The sequence below is a fragment of the Bradyrhizobium sp. CCGB12 genome, assembly GCF_024199845.1.
Taxonomy (GTDB): Bacteria; Pseudomonadota; Alphaproteobacteria; order Rhizobiales; family Xanthobacteraceae; genus Bradyrhizobium.
In genome coordinates, this window is the sequence record NZ_JANADO010000001.1 from 6,010,930 (window position 1) to 6,028,235 (window position 17,306).

General features: G+C 55.6%; 14 protein-coding genes. 3 read left to right on the top strand and 11 right to left on the bottom strand.

Annotated features, from left to right (window positions below; all coding sequences use genetic code 11):
• Positions 1-93: 93 nt before the first annotated feature.
• From ccoP to NLM27_RS27480, 10 genes are all read right to left on the bottom strand, one after another.
• Positions 94-966, bottom strand: coding sequence for a cytochrome-c oxidase, cbb3-type subunit III (gene ccoP / locus NLM27_RS27435; protein WP_254146256.1), 873 nt, complete (start codon positions 964-966; stop codon positions 94-96).
• Entirely contained in the window at positions 959-1,138 is a 180-nt protein-coding gene (locus tag NLM27_RS27440) for a cbb3-type cytochrome c oxidase subunit 3 (protein WP_254146257.1), read from the bottom strand. Before NLM27_RS27440 ends, ccoP begins: the two co-directional genes overlap by 8 nt.
• 24 nt (positions 1,139-1,162) lie before the next feature.
• The gene (gene ccoO, locus NLM27_RS27445; protein WP_254146258.1) at positions 1,163-1,897 is read right to left on the bottom strand and encodes a cytochrome-c oxidase, cbb3-type subunit II; all 735 of its coding nucleotides are present in this window, start codon (positions 1,895-1,897) and stop codon (positions 1,163-1,165) included.
• A gap of 11 nt (positions 1,898-1,908) precedes the next feature.
• Entirely contained in the window at positions 1,909-3,531 is a 1,623-nt protein-coding gene (gene ccoN / locus NLM27_RS27450; RefSeq protein ID WP_375142329.1) for a cytochrome-c oxidase, cbb3-type subunit I, read from the bottom strand.
• Positions 3,532-3,669: 138 nt separating this feature from the next.
• Positions 3,670-3,999, bottom strand: a complete 330-nt coding sequence (locus NLM27_RS27455; RefSeq protein ID WP_254146260.1) for a hypothetical protein — start codon at positions 3,997-3,999, stop codon at positions 3,670-3,672.
• 82 nt (positions 4,000-4,081) lie between these two features.
• Positions 4,082-5,416, bottom strand: coding sequence for an oxygen-independent coproporphyrinogen III oxidase (gene hemN / locus NLM27_RS27460; protein ID WP_254146261.1), 1,335 nt, complete (start codon positions 5,414-5,416; stop codon positions 4,082-4,084).
• A 50-nt stretch (positions 5,417-5,466) separates the two neighbouring features.
• A complete protein-coding gene (locus tag NLM27_RS27465) occupies positions 5,467-5,607 on the bottom strand; it encodes a hypothetical protein (RefSeq protein ID WP_254146262.1) in 141 nt (46 codons plus the stop codon).
• A 500-nt stretch (positions 5,608-6,107) separates the two neighbouring features.
• Entirely contained in the window at positions 6,108-6,308 is a 201-nt protein-coding gene (locus tag NLM27_RS27470; protein WP_254146263.1) for a hypothetical protein, read from the bottom strand.
• A gap of 803 nt (positions 6,309-7,111) precedes the next feature.
• Positions 7,112-7,519: a DUF892 family protein gene (locus NLM27_RS27475; RefSeq protein WP_256570031.1), complete on the bottom strand. Its 408-nt coding sequence runs from the start codon at positions 7,517-7,519 to the stop codon at positions 7,112-7,114.
• A gap of 250 nt (positions 7,520-7,769) precedes the next feature.
• Positions 7,770-8,603: a hypothetical protein gene (locus NLM27_RS27480; protein WP_254146265.1), complete on the bottom strand. Its 834-nt coding sequence runs from the start codon at positions 8,601-8,603 to the stop codon at positions 7,770-7,772.
• Positions 8,604-9,066: 463 nt separating this feature from the next.
• On the opposite strand from NLM27_RS27480, the gene NLM27_RS27485 reads away from it, so the two are divergent.
• From NLM27_RS27485 to NLM27_RS27495, 3 genes are all read left to right on the top strand, one after another.
• Entirely contained in the window at positions 9,067-9,339 is a 273-nt protein-coding gene (locus NLM27_RS27485) for a hypothetical protein (protein WP_254146266.1), read from the top strand.
• Between the two features lie 931 nt (positions 9,340-10,270).
• Complete coding sequence (locus NLM27_RS27490; protein ID WP_254146267.1) at positions 10,271-12,427, top strand: hypothetical protein; 2,157 nt, start codon at positions 10,271-10,273, stop codon at positions 12,425-12,427.
• Positions 12,399-14,558, top strand: coding sequence for an AAA family ATPase (locus NLM27_RS27495; RefSeq protein ID WP_254146268.1), 2,160 nt, complete (start codon positions 12,399-12,401; stop codon positions 14,556-14,558). Before NLM27_RS27490 ends, NLM27_RS27495 begins: the two co-directional genes overlap by 29 nt.
• Positions 14,559-15,072: 514 nt before the next feature.
• On the opposite strand, the gene NLM27_RS27500 is transcribed toward NLM27_RS27495, so the two are convergent.
• The gene (locus NLM27_RS27500) at positions 15,073-16,563 is read right to left on the bottom strand and encodes a DUF4041 domain-containing protein (RefSeq protein ID WP_254146269.1); all 1,491 of its coding nucleotides are present in this window, start codon (positions 16,561-16,563) and stop codon (positions 15,073-15,075) included.
• Positions 16,564-17,306 lie beyond the last annotated feature (743 nt).

Below are 17,306 nucleotides of genomic sequence, written 5' to 3' on the forward strand. Positions count from 1 at the left end.
GGTCGATCTCATGTCCAGCGTGGACTTTAGGCTCGCCCCTGCAACCGCAATTGATCCACCTCAAAAGCCGCGCGCAAACTTCCCGGCGCGCGGCTACTTGCCCCCGCCGAGCGAGTGGACATAGACGGCGAGTGCCTTGATCGTAGAGGGATCGAGACGACCGATCCAGGCCGGCATGACACCAGCGCGACCATTGCTGATCGTCTCGACCAGTGTCGCCTCGTCCGAGCCGTAGAGCCAGATCTTGTCGGTCAGATCGGGCGCCCCGAGTTCCTGATTCCCTTTGCCTCCGTCGCCATGGCACGCCGCACAATTATCCGCGAAGATTGTCGCGCCAACCGTCTTGTCGTAGCCCGTGTGAGTCGACAGACCGGACAGTGACCGGACGTAATTGGCAACGATGACGATCTGATCCTTCTTCAAAACTCCATCCTTGCCAAAGGCCAACATGGCGTTTTCGTGGGCCTTTGGATGCCCAGAACGCACACCGAACTGGATCGTCTGCATGATCTGGTCGAGCGACCCGCCCCACAGCCATTCGTCATCATTCAGGTTGGGATACCCCTTGGCACCGGCGCCGCCGCTGCCGTGGCAAGGCGCACAGTTGTCGCCGAACACCGTCTTACCGCGTGCCCGCGCCAACGCCAACAAGGCTGGATTCATCTCGATCTCTGCCAACGGCGCTGCACCGAGCGCGACCATCTTGTTGCCGCGAATTTTCTCAAGATTTGCACGCTCGACGGCAACGTCCGCGCGCGACGAGTAATTCAGCACGCCAGTGGTGTGGCTCCACAGCAATGGCCACGCCGGATAAACGACCCAATAGCCGACCGCCCACACGATGGTCAGGTAAAACGTGATTACCCACCATCGAGGCAGCGGCGTATTCAGTTCCTTGATGCCGTCCCACTCATGTCCGGTGGTGGTCTTACCGGAGACTTTGTCGAAATCGCTGTGTTCAGTCATGATCCCGCCACTCCTCGCGCAGCGGCATTTTCGCTGCCTCGTCGAATGCGGCCTTGTTGCGTGGCCAGTACGCGTAAGCCACGATCGCGAGGAAGACTCCCACAAAGATGGGTGTCCAGAAGGTCGTGACGAAATCGGATGTGAAATTCTGGACTGTTGGAATGGCTTTCATCGTGCTCTCTCGACGAAGGTTGGTTCAGCGAAGATTGGCTTTTTCGTTGTAGAGCTTGAAATCGACCAGCGTGCCCAGCATCTGCAAGTACGCGACCAACGCGTCCATCTCAGTCGGCGCGCCCGGCTTGCCGTCGAAATTTCTTGCAACAGCCCTCGGATAGCGCTTGTTGAACGCATCAACACCGGCATTGTCGGGGTCGGCCTGTGCCTTCAGATCGTTGACTGCATTCGTGATCTGCTCGTCCGAATAGGGAACGCCAACGGTGCGGCTGGTGCGCAGATGATCTGCCGTACTCACGACATCGACCTCCGTCTGGGCGAGGAACCCATAACCCGGCATCACCGACTGCGGCACGATTGCCCGTGGATTCATCAGATGCGTGACGTGCCATTCGTCGGAGTATTTCGCGCCGACACGCGCCAGATCCGGGCCGGTGCGCTTCGATCCCCACTGGAACGGATGGTCGTACATGCTTTCGGCCGCCAGCGAATAATGGCCGTAGCGTTCGACCTCATCCCGCAACGGACGGACCATCTGCGAATGGCAGAGATAGCAGCCTTCGCGGACATAGACGTTGCGACCAGCGAGCTCCAGTGGTGTGTACGGCCTGACGCCGTCGACCGCTTCGATGGTGCTCTTGAGATAAAACAGCGGCGTGATTTCGACGAGACCGCCTATGGCGATGACTGCGAGAATTCCGCCGATCAGGGTGATGGAATTCCTCTCGAAAATCTGGTGCCTGCTCCAGAAAGACATCTAGTCGCTCCTCATTCCGCTGGCTGAAGAGCGACCGGCGACTGCACTTCCGTTTCGTTGATACGCACCGTCATCCAGAGATTATAAGCCATGATCAATGCACCGATGAGGAACAACGCCCCGCCTGCGGCTCGGATCGCGTAAAAGGGATGCATCGCCTCTACGGACTCGATGAAGGAATATTCAAGGAATCCGAGCGAGGTGTAGGCACGCCACATCAGGCCTTGCAGGATTCCAGAAACCCACATCGCGGAGATGTAGAGCACGATGCCGATGGTCGCGATCCAGAAATGCCAGCTAACGAGCTTGAGGCTGTAAAGGCCCTTACGATCCCACAGCCAGGGAATCAGGCAGTACAGCGCGCCAAACGAGACGAAGCCGACCCAGCCGAGCGCGCCGGAATGAACGTGACCGACCGTCCAGTCGGTATAGTGGCTGAGCGAATTCACCACCTTGATCGACATCAGTGGCCCTTCGAACGTCGCCATGCCATAGAATGCAACCGATACGACGAGCATGCGGAGCACAGGGTCGGTGCGAAGCTTGTCCCAGGCGCCCGACAACGTCATGAGGCCGTTGATCATGCCGCCCCAGGACGGCATCCAGAGCATGATCGAGAACGTCATGCCGAGTGTCTGCGCCCAATCAGGCAGCGCCGTGTAGTGCAGATGGTGGGGCCCGGCCCAGATGTAGAGGAAGATGATCGCCCAGAAGTGGATGATCGACAGCCGATAGGAATAGACCGGCCGCTCGGCGCGCTTCGGAATGAAGTAGTACATGATGGCAAGGAAGCCGGCGGTCAGGAAGAACCCAACCGCGTTGTGGCCGTACCACCACTGGAACATGGCATCCTGCACGCCGCCCCAAGCGATATACGACTTCGAGCCCCATACGGATACTGGCAACGCGGAATTGTTGCCAAGATGCAGCACGGCAATGGTGACGATGAAGGCGAGATAGAACCAGTTCGCGACAAAGATATGCGGTTCCCTGCGCTTGATAATGGTCATCAGGAACACCAGCAGATAGGCCACCCAGACGATCGTCAGCCAAAGGTCCGCGTACCATTCCGGTTCGGCATATTCCTTGGATTGGGTGACGCCGAGCAGATAGCCGGTGCCAGCGATCAAAATGAAGAAGTTGTAACCGATCACGACGAACCATGGCGCGAGATCGCCCGCGAGACGCGCGCGGCAGGTTTTCTGTACGACATAGAACGAGGTTGCGATCAGCACATTGCCGCCGAACGCGAAGATCACTGCGGACGTATGCAAGGGTCGCAGACGGCCAAAGCTGGTCCATGGCAGGTCGAAATTGAGCGCCGGCCAGGCAAGCTGCGACGCGATGAGCAGCCCGACTGCAAATCCGGCGATGCCCCAGAACATCGCCATCACGGCCGAAAATTTGACAGGCGCCATATTGTAGTTGGGCCGACCGTTGATCTCCCGGGGCGGGAGGACCGCTGGACGCTCGTAATATCGGTTCACGATCGCAAAGACAGCCCACAGGCTGGCTGCGCACGCCAGGGAGGCGTGAAAGGCGAATGCCGTATCCAATGCCTTGGCCGCGGCGACGAGGCAGAAAAACGCGGTAACGGCAAACACCAGCATCAGGCCGGCTTCGCCGTGTGTCATCGATTTTTCGGCTTGAGACTGATTCATGCGCGGACTTCTCTTCTGCGAAGGTCAGCCCCGAATGATCACAACCGGGGCATCATCGAATTGATCGAGGTCAAACTCCGGCGAATTTGCGTGTGTTGAGCGCTGTCAGCGTTAGCAGCACGACGCGATCGGCACGCATATCCGTACGGCCGCGCGATGCTTCCGTTCGATCGCACGCAGCCGCGTCGCAAGCTGCGGGGGCTCTTCGAATTCCGCCGCCAGGCATTCATCCAGCGCGTCACCGGAAATCCGACGCCCCGTCAAAAGCCTGTAAAGCTCCGGGGGCGACAGATTGAGATCCCGCGCAATCTGCTCGAACTCAGCACGGTCCATGCCTCGCAGCTCATTCGCGCGGGAGAACCGGGCGACGAAGGCTTTTGCCCAACCGACCAGAGCGCTGGCTCCACGCAACTTATCTGTCTGACCGGAAGCATTCGCCATTTGGGTCTCCAGGGTGATCCCGCAGCAATGCCAGTTCGGATGACAGGAAGCACCTTGATTCAAGTCAATCAGATTGCGCGGGCTAAACCGCCTTGCTGAAATGCGCCGCATTGGCGCGCCTGTGCGGATCGAATGCTGCCGCGATCACCCGCACCACGCAGCGGCCGGTGTCGGTCGCCGTCACGACGCGGCCCTCGATTCGCACCAGGCCGTCTTCGACCAATGGCCGCAGCAGTGCGAGTTCCTCGGCAACGTCCATGTTCGGCGCAGTGATATCGAGGTCGGCGCGAAAGGCGCACATCAGGCTTTCGATTGTATTAGCGCGTTGCTTCTCCGCGACATCGAGCCGGCATCCGCGCGCCGCGGCCAGGCGGCCATCCGCAATGGCACGAACATAGCTTGGAGCGTCCGAGATGTTCTGGACATATCCGTCCCTGAACCGCGAAATAGAAGACGCGCCAAAGCCGATCAGGGTTTCCCTGCTGTCGTCGGTATAGCCCTGGAAATTGCGGTGCAGCTTCCCCGACGCCACGGCCCGCGCCAACGCATCACCCGGTTTGGCAAAATGATCGATGCCGATCTTCAAAAAGCCGTGGCGCTGGAAGTTCTCGGCGATGGCCTCGGCCTGGTCGATACGTTCCTCTACGCCGGGAAGCATCCTCTCATCAATGGAGCGCTGATTGGCCTTGAGACGCGGCATATGGGCGTAGCCGTAGCAAGCGATGCGGTCCGGCGAGAGCATTGCGACGATCTCGCAGGTCTTGCGGAGCGTGGCGACGGTCTGCAGCGGCAATCCGTAGATCAGGTCGAAATTCAGATTGCCGATGCCGGCAGCTCGCAAGCGCAAAACGGCGGCAGCGACGTCCTGCATCGGCTGCCATCGGCCGATCGCCGCCTGCACCCACGGATTGACGTCCTGCACGCCCAAGCTGACGCGGTTGACACCAAGCTCATTCAGGCTGTCTGCCAGCAACGATGTTACATAGCGGGGATCGAGCTCGATGGCGTGCTCGAAACCGGGTTGGAGAATGAAATGTCGGCGCAGGACTGTCATCACCGATGCTAGGCCGTCGGCGCCCAAAATGCTGGGCGTTCCACCACCCCAGTGCAGTCGCGCAATGTGAACCGACGTTGTCAGACTGTCGCTGACCAGCGCAATCTCGCGCTCCACTGCCGCGCGATAGGCGCGGACGACGTTCTCGCGCAGCGCTTTCTTGGCATTGCAACCGCAATATAGGCAGAGTTCGCGGCAGTACGGCACATGCAGATAGACCGAGACGGCCTCAGCCATATCGAGATCGCGCAGCCACCGACGCTGGTCGACGCACCCCACCGCAGGCGTGAATTCGGCCGCCGTTGGATAAGACGTATATCGCGGCACCTGCAATCGAGCGTATTGGCGTACGATATCGTTCACGGCAGCGCTCCTCAGGCCGGCAGACGACGTTGAACGGGAAATGCCTGGGATCAGAGCGGCCGGCGTTTTGCATTGGCCTGTTGGGCCACGTTCTTCGGACGAGTCTGCGAATCGCCCCACGCCAAAACAGCGGCAAAGACGACGAACATGGTGACCACGCTTGCAGCAACGAGCATTGAATCGACGGGCATCAGTGACCTCCTTCGGGTTGAGGAATGATGCCTACTCAGAACAAACCGTCTTTGACCTGCATCAATCGGAAGGGAGTTACCGCGCAAAAATGCGCCACAAGGCGAAGCGATCGCGTATCCTGGCTATCTGTCTGCTGGCACGATCGCGCGAGACAAACGGAGATCAGTGTCCATGACTGCTCTCGCCAGGTGGCGAGCACCCGGTCCTCTGCGGTTACCGCGCCTCTCTTCCATGAAACTTTGGGAAGGGCACGTCCGTTTTTTGGTGATGCGCCAGCCGCCGTTCATGCGCTCAACGAGTTACTGCGAAAAGTCGAAGTTGGAAACGCGGGCGGCCAAGCTCTTGGTGCGCTCGGCCCAGTTTCGACCGTTCGTCGCTAAAATAGCCATGTCGCGCTTGAGCTCCGGCATCGATGTGACTCCGTCCAGATATCTAACCAGGATCTACAGTACTGTGATTTGGAAATTCACGTGCGAGACAAAGGTGATTCTAACGGCGCTTACCGCCACATGGAGGGCGCCTCGCGAAGCGCTTCGGTGCCGATCTGTTTGAGGCTGTCGGGGCTTCTCTCACCTCTGGTGGCAGCCTCTAGAAGTCTAGACGCGACATGCGCGCGCGCGCCAATTTCGTTTCGCGAAACATTCGCGCAGACCTCCTCCAGGACAGCGCGTAGAAGCTCGGTAGTAGCGGCATCGAACATTGAAGATCTCCCCCAACCCCGTGTAGGGAAGATAATAGAGATTGCACCTTTCGAAATTCAAGTGAGTTGCTCACACGGACTGCAAACCCCTTCTCGAGCGTCCGCACGACGTGCTTCAGCTCTTTGCCGCTTTGCCCACCGCATTCTATCGCGCTTGAATAATGCAAGGATGCGTTCATGCCGCCTAAATTCCGCATCAGAATACATCTCACGACGGATTCCACCACCCCAACCAAATCGGCTGTTTTCGCTCCATCAATCCGCCGGTGATCCTTCGGTTACGCAATCTGTCAATCGGCGTTCAATTGCAGGCCGAATGACACCCTATCCAGTGAACATAGGATACCTACCAGTCCCATGGACCCTCCTCAGGCTCCAGCCGCGGAATTACTCCTTCTGCTCTCGGAAGTGGTGGATCAGAGTCTCCTTTGCGACCTTGAACTTCGATGCTGGGACTATGAGGCTGTCATGTACAGGGAGGAGACTCTGGAGCTGATCATCACGCATTAGCGTTAGCATTGCACCGATAATGGCTTCGCTCTCAATGTACAGAAAGTCGCCGTAGCCAGGCACGCGGCCTGACTGAAAGCGTTTAAAGGTTTGGTGGAGAATGAGGTTAGTCGGGTACTTGCATTCTTTTTCTCGATCAACTCCAACCAAGCTCCTTCCTGCACTGTTTCGGGTGCAACCATTATTGGCATCTGCCGCGCATGCCATCCAACTTTCCCGATCAACCCGGTTGTCCGCCACCAGCGCCTTGGGACGAAGCCAAAGCACCGCCCCGACCTTTGCCGCGCCGCGAGTCACAAGTGATGCGTTGCAGCGGCCATGCGCTCCTCCTCCAGCGAAGCCTTTAACAGCGCACGAGATGATTCCAATCCAGCCGCCGAACAGAGCGCTAGGAGCGACTTGTAGGCAGCGATTTCGAAATGTTCGAAGGCATTGTTGGCGAAAGTGTTCTTTGGAATTTCGTCACCCGCCATGGAATGTGCCATCGCCACCGCGTTCGTGGCGATCGACTGCGTCGCATCCTTGAGGGCGGACGAGCTCTCGCCACAAGCGTCGAGGCATTGCTCAAGCCGCCGCAACTGAGCGTTGGACTCCTGAAGATGAGCGGCGACCTTCGACTTTTCGGGGTAGTCGTCCAGCCGTTCCGACTGCCGCTCCATGAGCTCGCGCGCCTGCGTTTCCATCGCGTGGGCGTTCCTCAATCATCCCAGCACAAGAATGTCCCGCGCCGTGTGTGCCATTTGTCTCTCCTAGATGCCGTGTTGATGGGCGGACAACCGGAGGAAAGTTGTGTGGTTTCTCCACGTCTTCTCTTGGGCTCGCCTGGAGCACGTCCCAGGAGCGGATTGCGCTGCCCGACGCTTCTAGCGTTGAAAATTAACAAGAATTCTTAACGGACAACTCGATTGTTTACCAGAGCCGTTACACACTTCGTCAGCGCAATCGCACGGGCTACCACACCGTTCCGAACGGAATTATTCCGGTCGCGATCATGTGATCCAAGGCTCCCTCACGTACGCGAAGCTCGTCGATCGCTTCCTCTAGTCCGCGTTTGTAGTGTCGGATCTTTCGCTTCGCGCTTTCGTCAGGAGCAGAGCGTTCTGCCTCTTCAAATATCGCAAGGTCCTGCCGTCGGTAGCCGACGCTCCTTTGCAACTGCTCCTTCCAAAACCACGGATTAAAATCCAATCCCACGATCGCGCCTATCGTCTTGCTCAACACGCCGAACGGATAGACTGCCGCATAGGTACCATCTGATCTAACCATGCGATCAAATAACTTCTTGACGCAAGTGTCGCCCTCGGTTGCAACGTAGCGAAGCACCGTGTCGTCGACTTGGATAAATGGGGTACCTTTTTCGTCCGTGTCTGCACGCATGAAAGCTACCCACTTCTCATTTGCAACAGCGTGTTGATACCCCGTACCAATGAATTGTTGATCTTCGTGATGAATGTTGCCGCGCGTAACGTAGCCCCGACATAGAGCCCCCTCCGCGAGGAGCTTCAATGCGGTGAAGTGACAGTAATGAATGAGGTTGATCACACCAGCTGGCGATGCTTCCACTGAAACCACCACGCAGTCGGAAATTTGCGTCAACTTGAGATCGATATCTGGGGATACGCGCCGGGAGTTTGGACACACGCTTGGAAAGAATTTCTGCTCCGACGACCCTAAAAGCTTTGCGAGTTTGAGTGGTCGCGAAAGGTCCCGTCCAGCTCCTTCTTCAGCCTTCACCATTGCCGAGAAGCCGATGATATCCACGAAAGCGATGAACTTGTCTTTCATCTGACACTCACGAAACGCAAAGCATTCCACTGGAATCTGGCGTCACCTCTATGCCTCGCGCCCTAAGAGTCGCCAGTAGACGTGGCGTCGGCGCAATCTCGTGGTTCTGCCTGAAGGGCGGCTTGCACCGGTGGCACAACGGTATGCCCCATTCAGCGACGTTCTGGCCATCGTATATGTGCGGGCCACAACGGAATTCGCCCCCGCAGCATTTGCAGTCCATCAAGAACGCGTCCTCCGATCCAACCTTTCTGATTCGCATAGGTCGTGCCTCCGGTCGCATCAGGTCGTAGAGTCTACGTGATTCGTTGCTCAATTTTTAGAGGGCAGAAACGCGAAGGGTATGGCGTGGGTGTTGGCTCACGAACTCCCCCCGCACCCCACGACTGTCCGGGCGCCCATGCTATTCGATGAGTTGCGATACAGGTTGGCACTACGAAAGCAGCTCAGGCTACACCGCGCCATGTCCAGCGCTTACGTGGAGATGCCTGCCGACCCTGAGCCGACAGGTGACGAACCCCGCTACAAGTACGCGATGGGCAAGCAGCTGAACATAGAGACCGTCTCCATAGACGCGTTCCGCTCCAGTTACCTCATTGAGCAGGGGTATATCTACCACGTGCCGGTGCCCGAGGATGACGCGAGCTGGGAGCAGCCACGCTATACCTCGGAGCGAATCCTCACCGCCGCAGTGTCTGTTGAGACAACGCCCCTCACAGTGACCAGCTGGCCATAATAGTTCAGGACTTCCGGAGGCGATATTGTTTTGCTCTGAGCGTCGGCACGAGCCGCAGAAGCACCCGCCATAAGAGCAAAGAGCAGAGCAATTGTTCTTATCAACATCGTCTCCGAAGCCTCGCCAGCCAAGTTAGCCAATTTGTGGAGTACACCAAGCAGTAGGCAAGCAACCTCCTCTACTTTCGTCTCGTATACTCGACTAATTGGGCCCTCACGCGAGGGTATTGCCCGGAGGCTGCCGCACAGCTTTCCGCGTGTACCCAAGCAACCTACGCCGAGAGGGTGAGCAGGAGCGCAAACCGCTCAAAGGCAAATCGAACGCGAAGGGCAGCTACGCGGCCTTCAATCCGCGCGGACTCCCGACCCACTCGCTTTACGGATCTTAGGGACTTACCCGCTGAATGGCAGTCTAGGATGCCAGCAACGAGCACGCATGCGATGCGGCCGTTACGCCCGGAATGTTCCTCAACCTTCTCCGCTTGGCCTTCGTTCGGCCCTTAGGCTTAGAGGCGCCATCCAAATGCAGGTGCGTGCATTGACGGCGTGCACGCTGGGGGGACGACTGCCGTGGCCGCGCCGCTCCCTAGGGGAAACACCAACAAGGACCAAAAGCCACTGAAATAACTCGCCTTTTTGCCAAGCCTACAGCCTGCCGTGTAGCAGACTTGCAGCGTAGCGTCGAGTGTCCTCAAAGAATCCTCGCAGCCCATGTTGTTTACCGTTGGTGTTGCCTACCCACGGCGGGACGAAGAGCAATATCAACAGTAGACTTAGCCGGATCCTGCACGCCACAATTGTCTAACCGTTTCGAATCGGTTTTAAGTTCGAACGGATGTTTGACTTATAGATTTGGCTGTGAGCATCACGGATTGATTTTACCTGATTACGCACTCCACAGGCTTGGTTGGAAAGCCTTCCAAGATTTATGCGTGGCGATAGTCGAGGAGCGACTTCAGCGCCCCATACAAACTTTTCTGCCTTCCCAAGATTCTGGCCGCGATGGCGCGTTCCTGGGTCGATGGGATGGTACCGGCACAAAAGAATCCACGATTCAATGCAAATTCACATCCAAAGAGAATGCCAATTTATCGCTCTCGATGCTTGCAAATGAATTGCCGAAAGCAGCACGCCTCGCCAAAAAGGGACTCGCGGACGATTACATAATTCTAACTAATCATCCAGTCACCGGCACAAGCGAACTAAACATTAAGGCGGCATTTGAGAAAGCAGGAGTAGGACGTTGCCGCGTATTCCATCGGGACTGGATAATTAGCAGAATACATAATTCAGGCCGCCTTCGAATGATGGTGCCTCGCTTGTACGGGCTTGTTGACTTAAGCAGCGTTCTGGATGTTCGCGCATACCAGCAGGCCCAACTGATATTGAGCGAAATGGGCGACAATCTTCAAAAGCTGGTCGTAACCGATGCTCACCGCAAAAGTGTTAGAGCAGTCAGTGAGTTTAACCTCGTTCTCCTATTGGGAGCGCCTGCCGCCGGCAAATCAACCATTGGTGCGAGCCTCGCGTTAGGCGCCAGCGATATTTGGAAATGCTCTACTATCAAATCAACATCGCCAGAGCACGTCGAGCATCACATCGATCCGAAGGGCGGCCAGTTTTTTTGGATCGATGACGCGTGGGGCAGCACACAGTACCAAAGAGATCGCACTGAACATTGGAATCAAGTTTTTCCGCTCATGCAGGGCGCAATGAAGCGCGGCACACGTTTCCTTATAACCTCAAGAGACTATATCTGGAACGAGGCGAAAACCGACCTCAAAATCCAGTCGCTTCCTGTCTTGGCCAAGAGCCAGGTAATTATCAATGTGCATCAGCTTACGGTCGAAGAGAAAGCTCGCATTCTTTACAACCACGTCAAGTTGGGCGATCAGGAGGATGACTTCCGAAAATCTATGAAGCCCTTCCTACCGGCGCTAGCCAAACGCGACGATTTCCTGCCCGAGTCAGCACGGCGACTTGGGACAACTCTTTTTACCGAGAGCTTGACTGAGACGGCAGATGGGGTCGCTGACTTTTTTGAACGACCAAAAGAATTTCTAGAGCAGACTATTGAAAACCTCTCGCCAGTTTGCAAGGCGGCCATTGCGTTGATCTTTCTAAACGGTGGAAAGGTTCGGTCACCGGTCCAGACGGCCCTGCTTCAACAACCGGCCCAAGCTTTTGGCGTAGCCGCCCCCCGCGTTCGCAATCAGCTTGAGGCGCTAAATCAAAGCATCCTAAGCAAGGCTGAGGATGAAGAGGGACCTTTCTGGACCTATCGCCATCCAACCATCAGCGATGCATTCGCCTCCTTTGTGGCCAAAAGCGCCGAACTCATTGAGATCTATCTGAGGGGTGCGCGGCCCGAGAGTATTGTGAGGGAAGTGGTTTGCGCCGGCCCAAACGTCCGTGGCGCAGCAGTGGTGGTCCCCAACTCCCTCCACGAACTGCTCTCTGATAGAATCGCAAGCCTATCTGGAATACAATTGGCCCAATTCATATCCTTTCGCTCAAACAAGCTTTTTACCAAACGCTTGATGAAGCTGCGGCCTGATCTTTGGAAGAGAATTGACGTTCTCTCGCGACCACTAAAGGACGATATCGACGTTGATCTTTTGTGCACACTTCACGCGCACGAACTATTGCCTGAGGACAGGCGCACCCAATTTGTGGAGGACGTCCGAGCAGCCGCGATCGAGGAGCTGGACGACAGTTTCATAGACTATCCCCCCGTTATGGAAGTTCTCACGTCGAGCGAGCGCGATAGTATACTTCAGGAAGTCGAAGGGGTCATAAGGAACGATCTTTCGGATCATATTACTCGCTTGCGCCGCGACTGGGATGAAGACAACGATCCCGAAAACCATTTCGACACATTGCGCGACGCGTTGAACCATTTCGCTCAAGCACTTTCGGATCGGTACGACCCTGACTCGCTATTTTCTCAGTGGGATACCTTTATTCGACGCGCGATCGACCAGATGCAAGATAGATACAACGCGCCTTCGGCCGCGTCGCCGCCTCTTCAACAGTCTGCAGCCAAGGAGGACTCCTTGGATGAGCTATTCAGGGACGTTGACGAATAGTTTTTGGCAATTGGTGGATATCGAGATGCACATCGAGAAAATTACTATCTCAAACTTCAAGGGCTTCCAGAACGCAGAGTTTGTGCCAAGTCGGTTCACATGCCTTGTTGGGGAGAACAATGCGGGGAAGTCTACCATTCTACAATCGATCGTTACCGCCCTAAATCGACCCGCGCAAATTTCTCCTGATCTCTTCTACGACAAACTTGTTCCTGTGAGTTTCAAAATCGAACTTGGTGGAATCACAGAAGAGCACCTTTTGAGGCTCGCGGTCGAGCACCGGGCTCGGATTTCCAATCTCATCTTAGACGGCAGGCTTGTTCTAACAGTGAAGTATAGCGTTGGCGAACGTGTAGACGTTAAGACCGAAATTCTTTTGCCAATTGAGGAGCGCTATCGCGACGAAGCAATCAATCTCATCTTTGCAAATAAAAGAGGAGGAGCTGTCCGGCAGGCGCTCGCGGAGAATTTCCCCGAGTTCATTGAAGGCTCCCCCGAAGCTCCCAACGTGACGAATGCCAAGCAATACCTAGCTCAAAAAATCAATGCACTGCCTAGGGATCATTTTACAGTCGTCGAGGGGCCGCTTCCGTCTGGAATGTCCGCTTCTATTGGTACGCTGCTTCCAGAGCCCATCTATATCCCTGCTGTGAAAAATCTAAACGATGAACTGAAAACGACTCAATCGACTTCGTTCGGTAGATTGCTGGGTCTACTACTGGAAGACATGACTCCTGACTTAGCAGAAATCAACACGGCACTTAAACAACTCGATTCGTTTTTCAATCGAGTAGAGCATGAAGGCGAAACCGTCGATGAGCGTCATGGCCTCGTTAAACAGCTAGAGAACTCTGTAGAAGGCTTTCTGAAGGAGACGTTCCCCCACGCAAAGGTAGAGGTTAAGGTCCCACCCCCTGAGCTGAAGACCATACTAAATGCCGCGCAGATTTTTATCGACGATGGTTCAAAGGATCTGGTCGAGAACAAGGGGGATGGAATAAAGCGGTCGCTGACGTTTGCTCTACTTCAATGCTACTCAGCACGTCTGGTGACGAAGGCTGCTGAGGATCACAATTCAGATTCTCCTGCCCTTCGGCCATTACTCTTCCTTTTTGAAGAACCAGAACTCTATCTTCACCCGAAGTCGCAACGAGTACTTTTTAACAATCTAGCTCGCATCTCCGCGCGATACCAAGTCGTTGTTACAACGCACTCGCCTCTTTTCTTCGCCCCCAGCATTACCGCGTCTTTTGTCCGCGTCTCGAAGCATCCATCCGATCCAAAGCCGGTCGGCAAGCTTCATCACGTTAATTTCGATTTGGATCCTGGAAGCGCAGAAGTATTCAAGATGGCTCGCTTTGAAAATGCGGATGCTGCCTTCTTTAGTCATTGCGTTATTTTATTTGAGGGCGAGTCCGATGACGCCTACTTCAAGCACGTTGCTCGCCTATTCAGTGAAGATTGGGATTTCGACGCAAAGAATCTCGCGATGGTCAGAGTGTCCGGAAAGGGAAACTTTGGCCGATTTCGAAAATTCTTTGAGGCCTTCGGAATAAAGGTGAAAATTGTCGCCGATCTTGATGCGTTTTTTGATGGATTTTCCCATCTAGGTGCACCCGCTGACATTCTTCCACTGCGCGAGGCGGCCATCGCAATCATTGATGCAAGGATTGCAGCTCGCGGCATCAAGCCCGAGCCTGCAAGTCGCCAAATCAAAGATCGGATTCATGGCGCCTCTTGGCGCGACAGGTACGAAACCGCCAAGAAAACCCTGAGAGAGGTTCAGAAGACCAAGGAAGTTAGCGATGAAGCTCTAGGTTTGTTGGATGGGCTGTTTACGTGGGAGCAAGACATTGCGCGCGTTAAGGCGTGTCGCGAGGATGATGAGGCAAGAGCTGCCGCAGTTGAAGTCTTTGACGCTATGCGTTCGTCAGGGATTTGCGTCTTGGCTCGGGGTGCTATTGAGGACTATTATCCCACGAATGCCCCTGGTGTTGGCCCAAAACCTGAACGAGCAATGGCCGCGACCCGCCTCCTTCTTACCCGCGAAGATGCACTGGCCCTATGCCCCGCGTTGGCGCCCGGCCGTCAACCAGAGCTCTGGGAGATTTGCGGCCAGTTATTTTCCTAAACTCTATTATAGCCCGGCCGAGATTTTTGCTGGGTAGGACACCTGAGATATGAGATCGTAACGACATCGCGTTCAGGACACCGCCGGGTTGTTCCTGGCCTCCATCAAAGGGCTCCTAATTTAAGAGGTCGATAGATGGGCCAACCTGCTGTCTTGCCTCAAGCCATTAGCACGCAGTTCCTTCCTGACGGCGAGCCAAGGAAACACCCCGTACTCTCACACCGAAGATGGCCAATTGCCCCTTTGTCAAGCTCGCGATTTTTATCAATGACAGACTCGATCGGCCGCACGTACGCGGACATGAACTGATTGGGCGTTTGGAGCAAGACATAGGCGCTGTTTCAGATGTCTTTCTTGATTCCGGTGATCCTACCATTGATCTGGACGATCTTGCCTCTGACTCAAATGTCAGTCCCGACCTCGTTACGCTTGAGCACGAAGGTCGACGAGGACACAGCGACGACAAACATCCGAGCGAGCTATGCCAAAGTTTTGTGTTGGGCCGCCACGAGCTTCACAGTCTCTTCGGAACTGCACCGTGCAACGTCTGCCGATATTCAAGGGCTTCCGCAATCTCCCTGAACTCGAGCAGTTCACCTGTTAGTTCGTTGAGATAGGTCTTCACTTGAAGGGGGGTCGCCATGAAGAATTCGCGCCGACGATTAACGGTGTTGACGCGCACGCTTGCGAGACGCTCATGCATTGCTGACTCTATTCCAACAGCATCATTCGAGAAGAAAAGCGCATGAACATCAAAATTGAAGGGAACTGAGGCATCACTAAGCTCCCTTATGCGATCCATCGGGTCAAGACGCCGAGTCATTCCAACCTTCACCATGCTCTCACCAAACGAGCCTATGTTGGAAATGACATAAACATACCCAGCTCGAATATTGGCGGCTCGCGCATCGACACTCTCGATCGCCTGGTCAACGTCCGCGAGCTGCTCACGTAGCCTCTGAGCTCCCTCCAAGTCGCCGTTCGCTTCCAAAGCCGCTAATGCGTTTGAGTAGTGCTGCTTTTCCTTTTCCAACTTGGCCCGCTCACGCTCTATTTCCTGCTGCGCTTTCCGTTCTTCTCGCAGGCGTTCTCGTTCCTGGCGTTCAGCCTCCTTTTCTTCCGCTTGCTTCTGCAGAAAATCAGCAGTCAATGCCAGCTCGTCGATGCGAAGCTGATAGTATGCGGGAGATATTTGAATTTGCATTGTCGCGCCAAGACGCTTGATGATTTCCTCGACTTTGCGAAGTCGTTCTAGTGCGCTATCGAGTTTATAGGGTTTGAGGCCCCGCACCAAAGTGTCCGCCTCGGCATTGAATGCCCGCAGCATCAATTTGGAGAAATCTTGCACCATCTTTCGGCCTTCCTGAACGGAGCCATTCACCGTCCAGTCAGTGGCAGCGAGAATCGCGCCGCCATCGCGCTTCGTTGCTGACTTTATCGATGCCTGCAATCGATCGAGCGCTCGCTGATACGCGACCGCATCGGAGAGAGGATGTCGGTAGTCATAGATCCCGACTTCTTGGAGTATGACTGCTTCTCTTGTCTCTACCACGATCTGACGAGCTTCTTCGTTCTTAGCGTCAACCAAGCGGTTTGCTGCTTCAACCTGCTCTTTGGACGACGCGATAAGCTCATCTAACTTCGCGATTTCAGTTTGCGACTCCTGCTTCCGTTTTTCTACCTCCAAGATCGATAGTCCGCCTAGCGCATCAAGTTGCTTCAACGCTTGGTCACGTTCTGCCTGGATTGCCTTCGCATCCGCAACCAAGCTGCGTGCAATTTCGGCAAGCTTTTGCGTCTTTGCTTCCTCCGCGCTCAACCGCGCCTGTAACTCGTCAACCTCACCCAACAGCTGTCGGGCAAGCTTTCGGGCTCCGAGAAAGGGGATGGGCATGGAGTTGCTAGATGTAGACATCAATTTCTTCGCGAATGATTCGGACAAAAAACCGCTTGCTCTCAAACTACCGATGGTTGCACCACCGCGCAACTCGCCGAAGGTGCACAATTAAAGCTTTGTGAAATAACGCAGTATTGAACTTGGCATCGGGCTTCCGGTTGCCTTGGCCGCTCCGATGCCTCCACCCACCATCCTCCGATCAACGCAGTCAACGAGCCCCCCTTTAGGACCGACTGCTTCGTGGTGGCACTGTCCCCGTTCGGCGCGACCCAAGCAGGGAAGCGTTCCGACTTCGGGTCGGGACTGTAGTCGCCTTGAGCATTCCGCAGACGGACCTGAAATGCATCACGCAGCGCCAGCCAAAAGGCTCTCAGCAGTAGACCGCGCGAGGCGACGTCAACCCGTCGAATGCCTTCAGATAGAAGCAAGCGATCAACAAGGCGCCCTAGATGAATCTCAAGGGCAGCGGTCTCCGGGCACTGATCTGCGGGTGGAAGATTGTCGAGGCCTATCTCATGCTTGCCTAAGGTCTCCAACCGCACGAGACGCATCAGGGCCGCCTCGAAGACAACAGCATCATCCTCAGGGTCATGGGGCGCAGGATGCATCTTGCCGTCCGGCCCCTGCTCTAGCCTGCGCTCTGGGCGAGATCGTTACCGCGTGTGTTCCCTCACCGAGAGGAAAATGCAGAGTGCGACCGATCAGCCGCTCCCGCACATCCACCGGAATTCGCCGCACATAGAGCTGAAACCGCGAGCCATCGCGCTTCATTGGACGCACCACCCGATACAGCATGTTGCTCACCGTTGTTACACAGTCGGGCGAGCGCAAGTCACTGTAGGGGCTTAAGT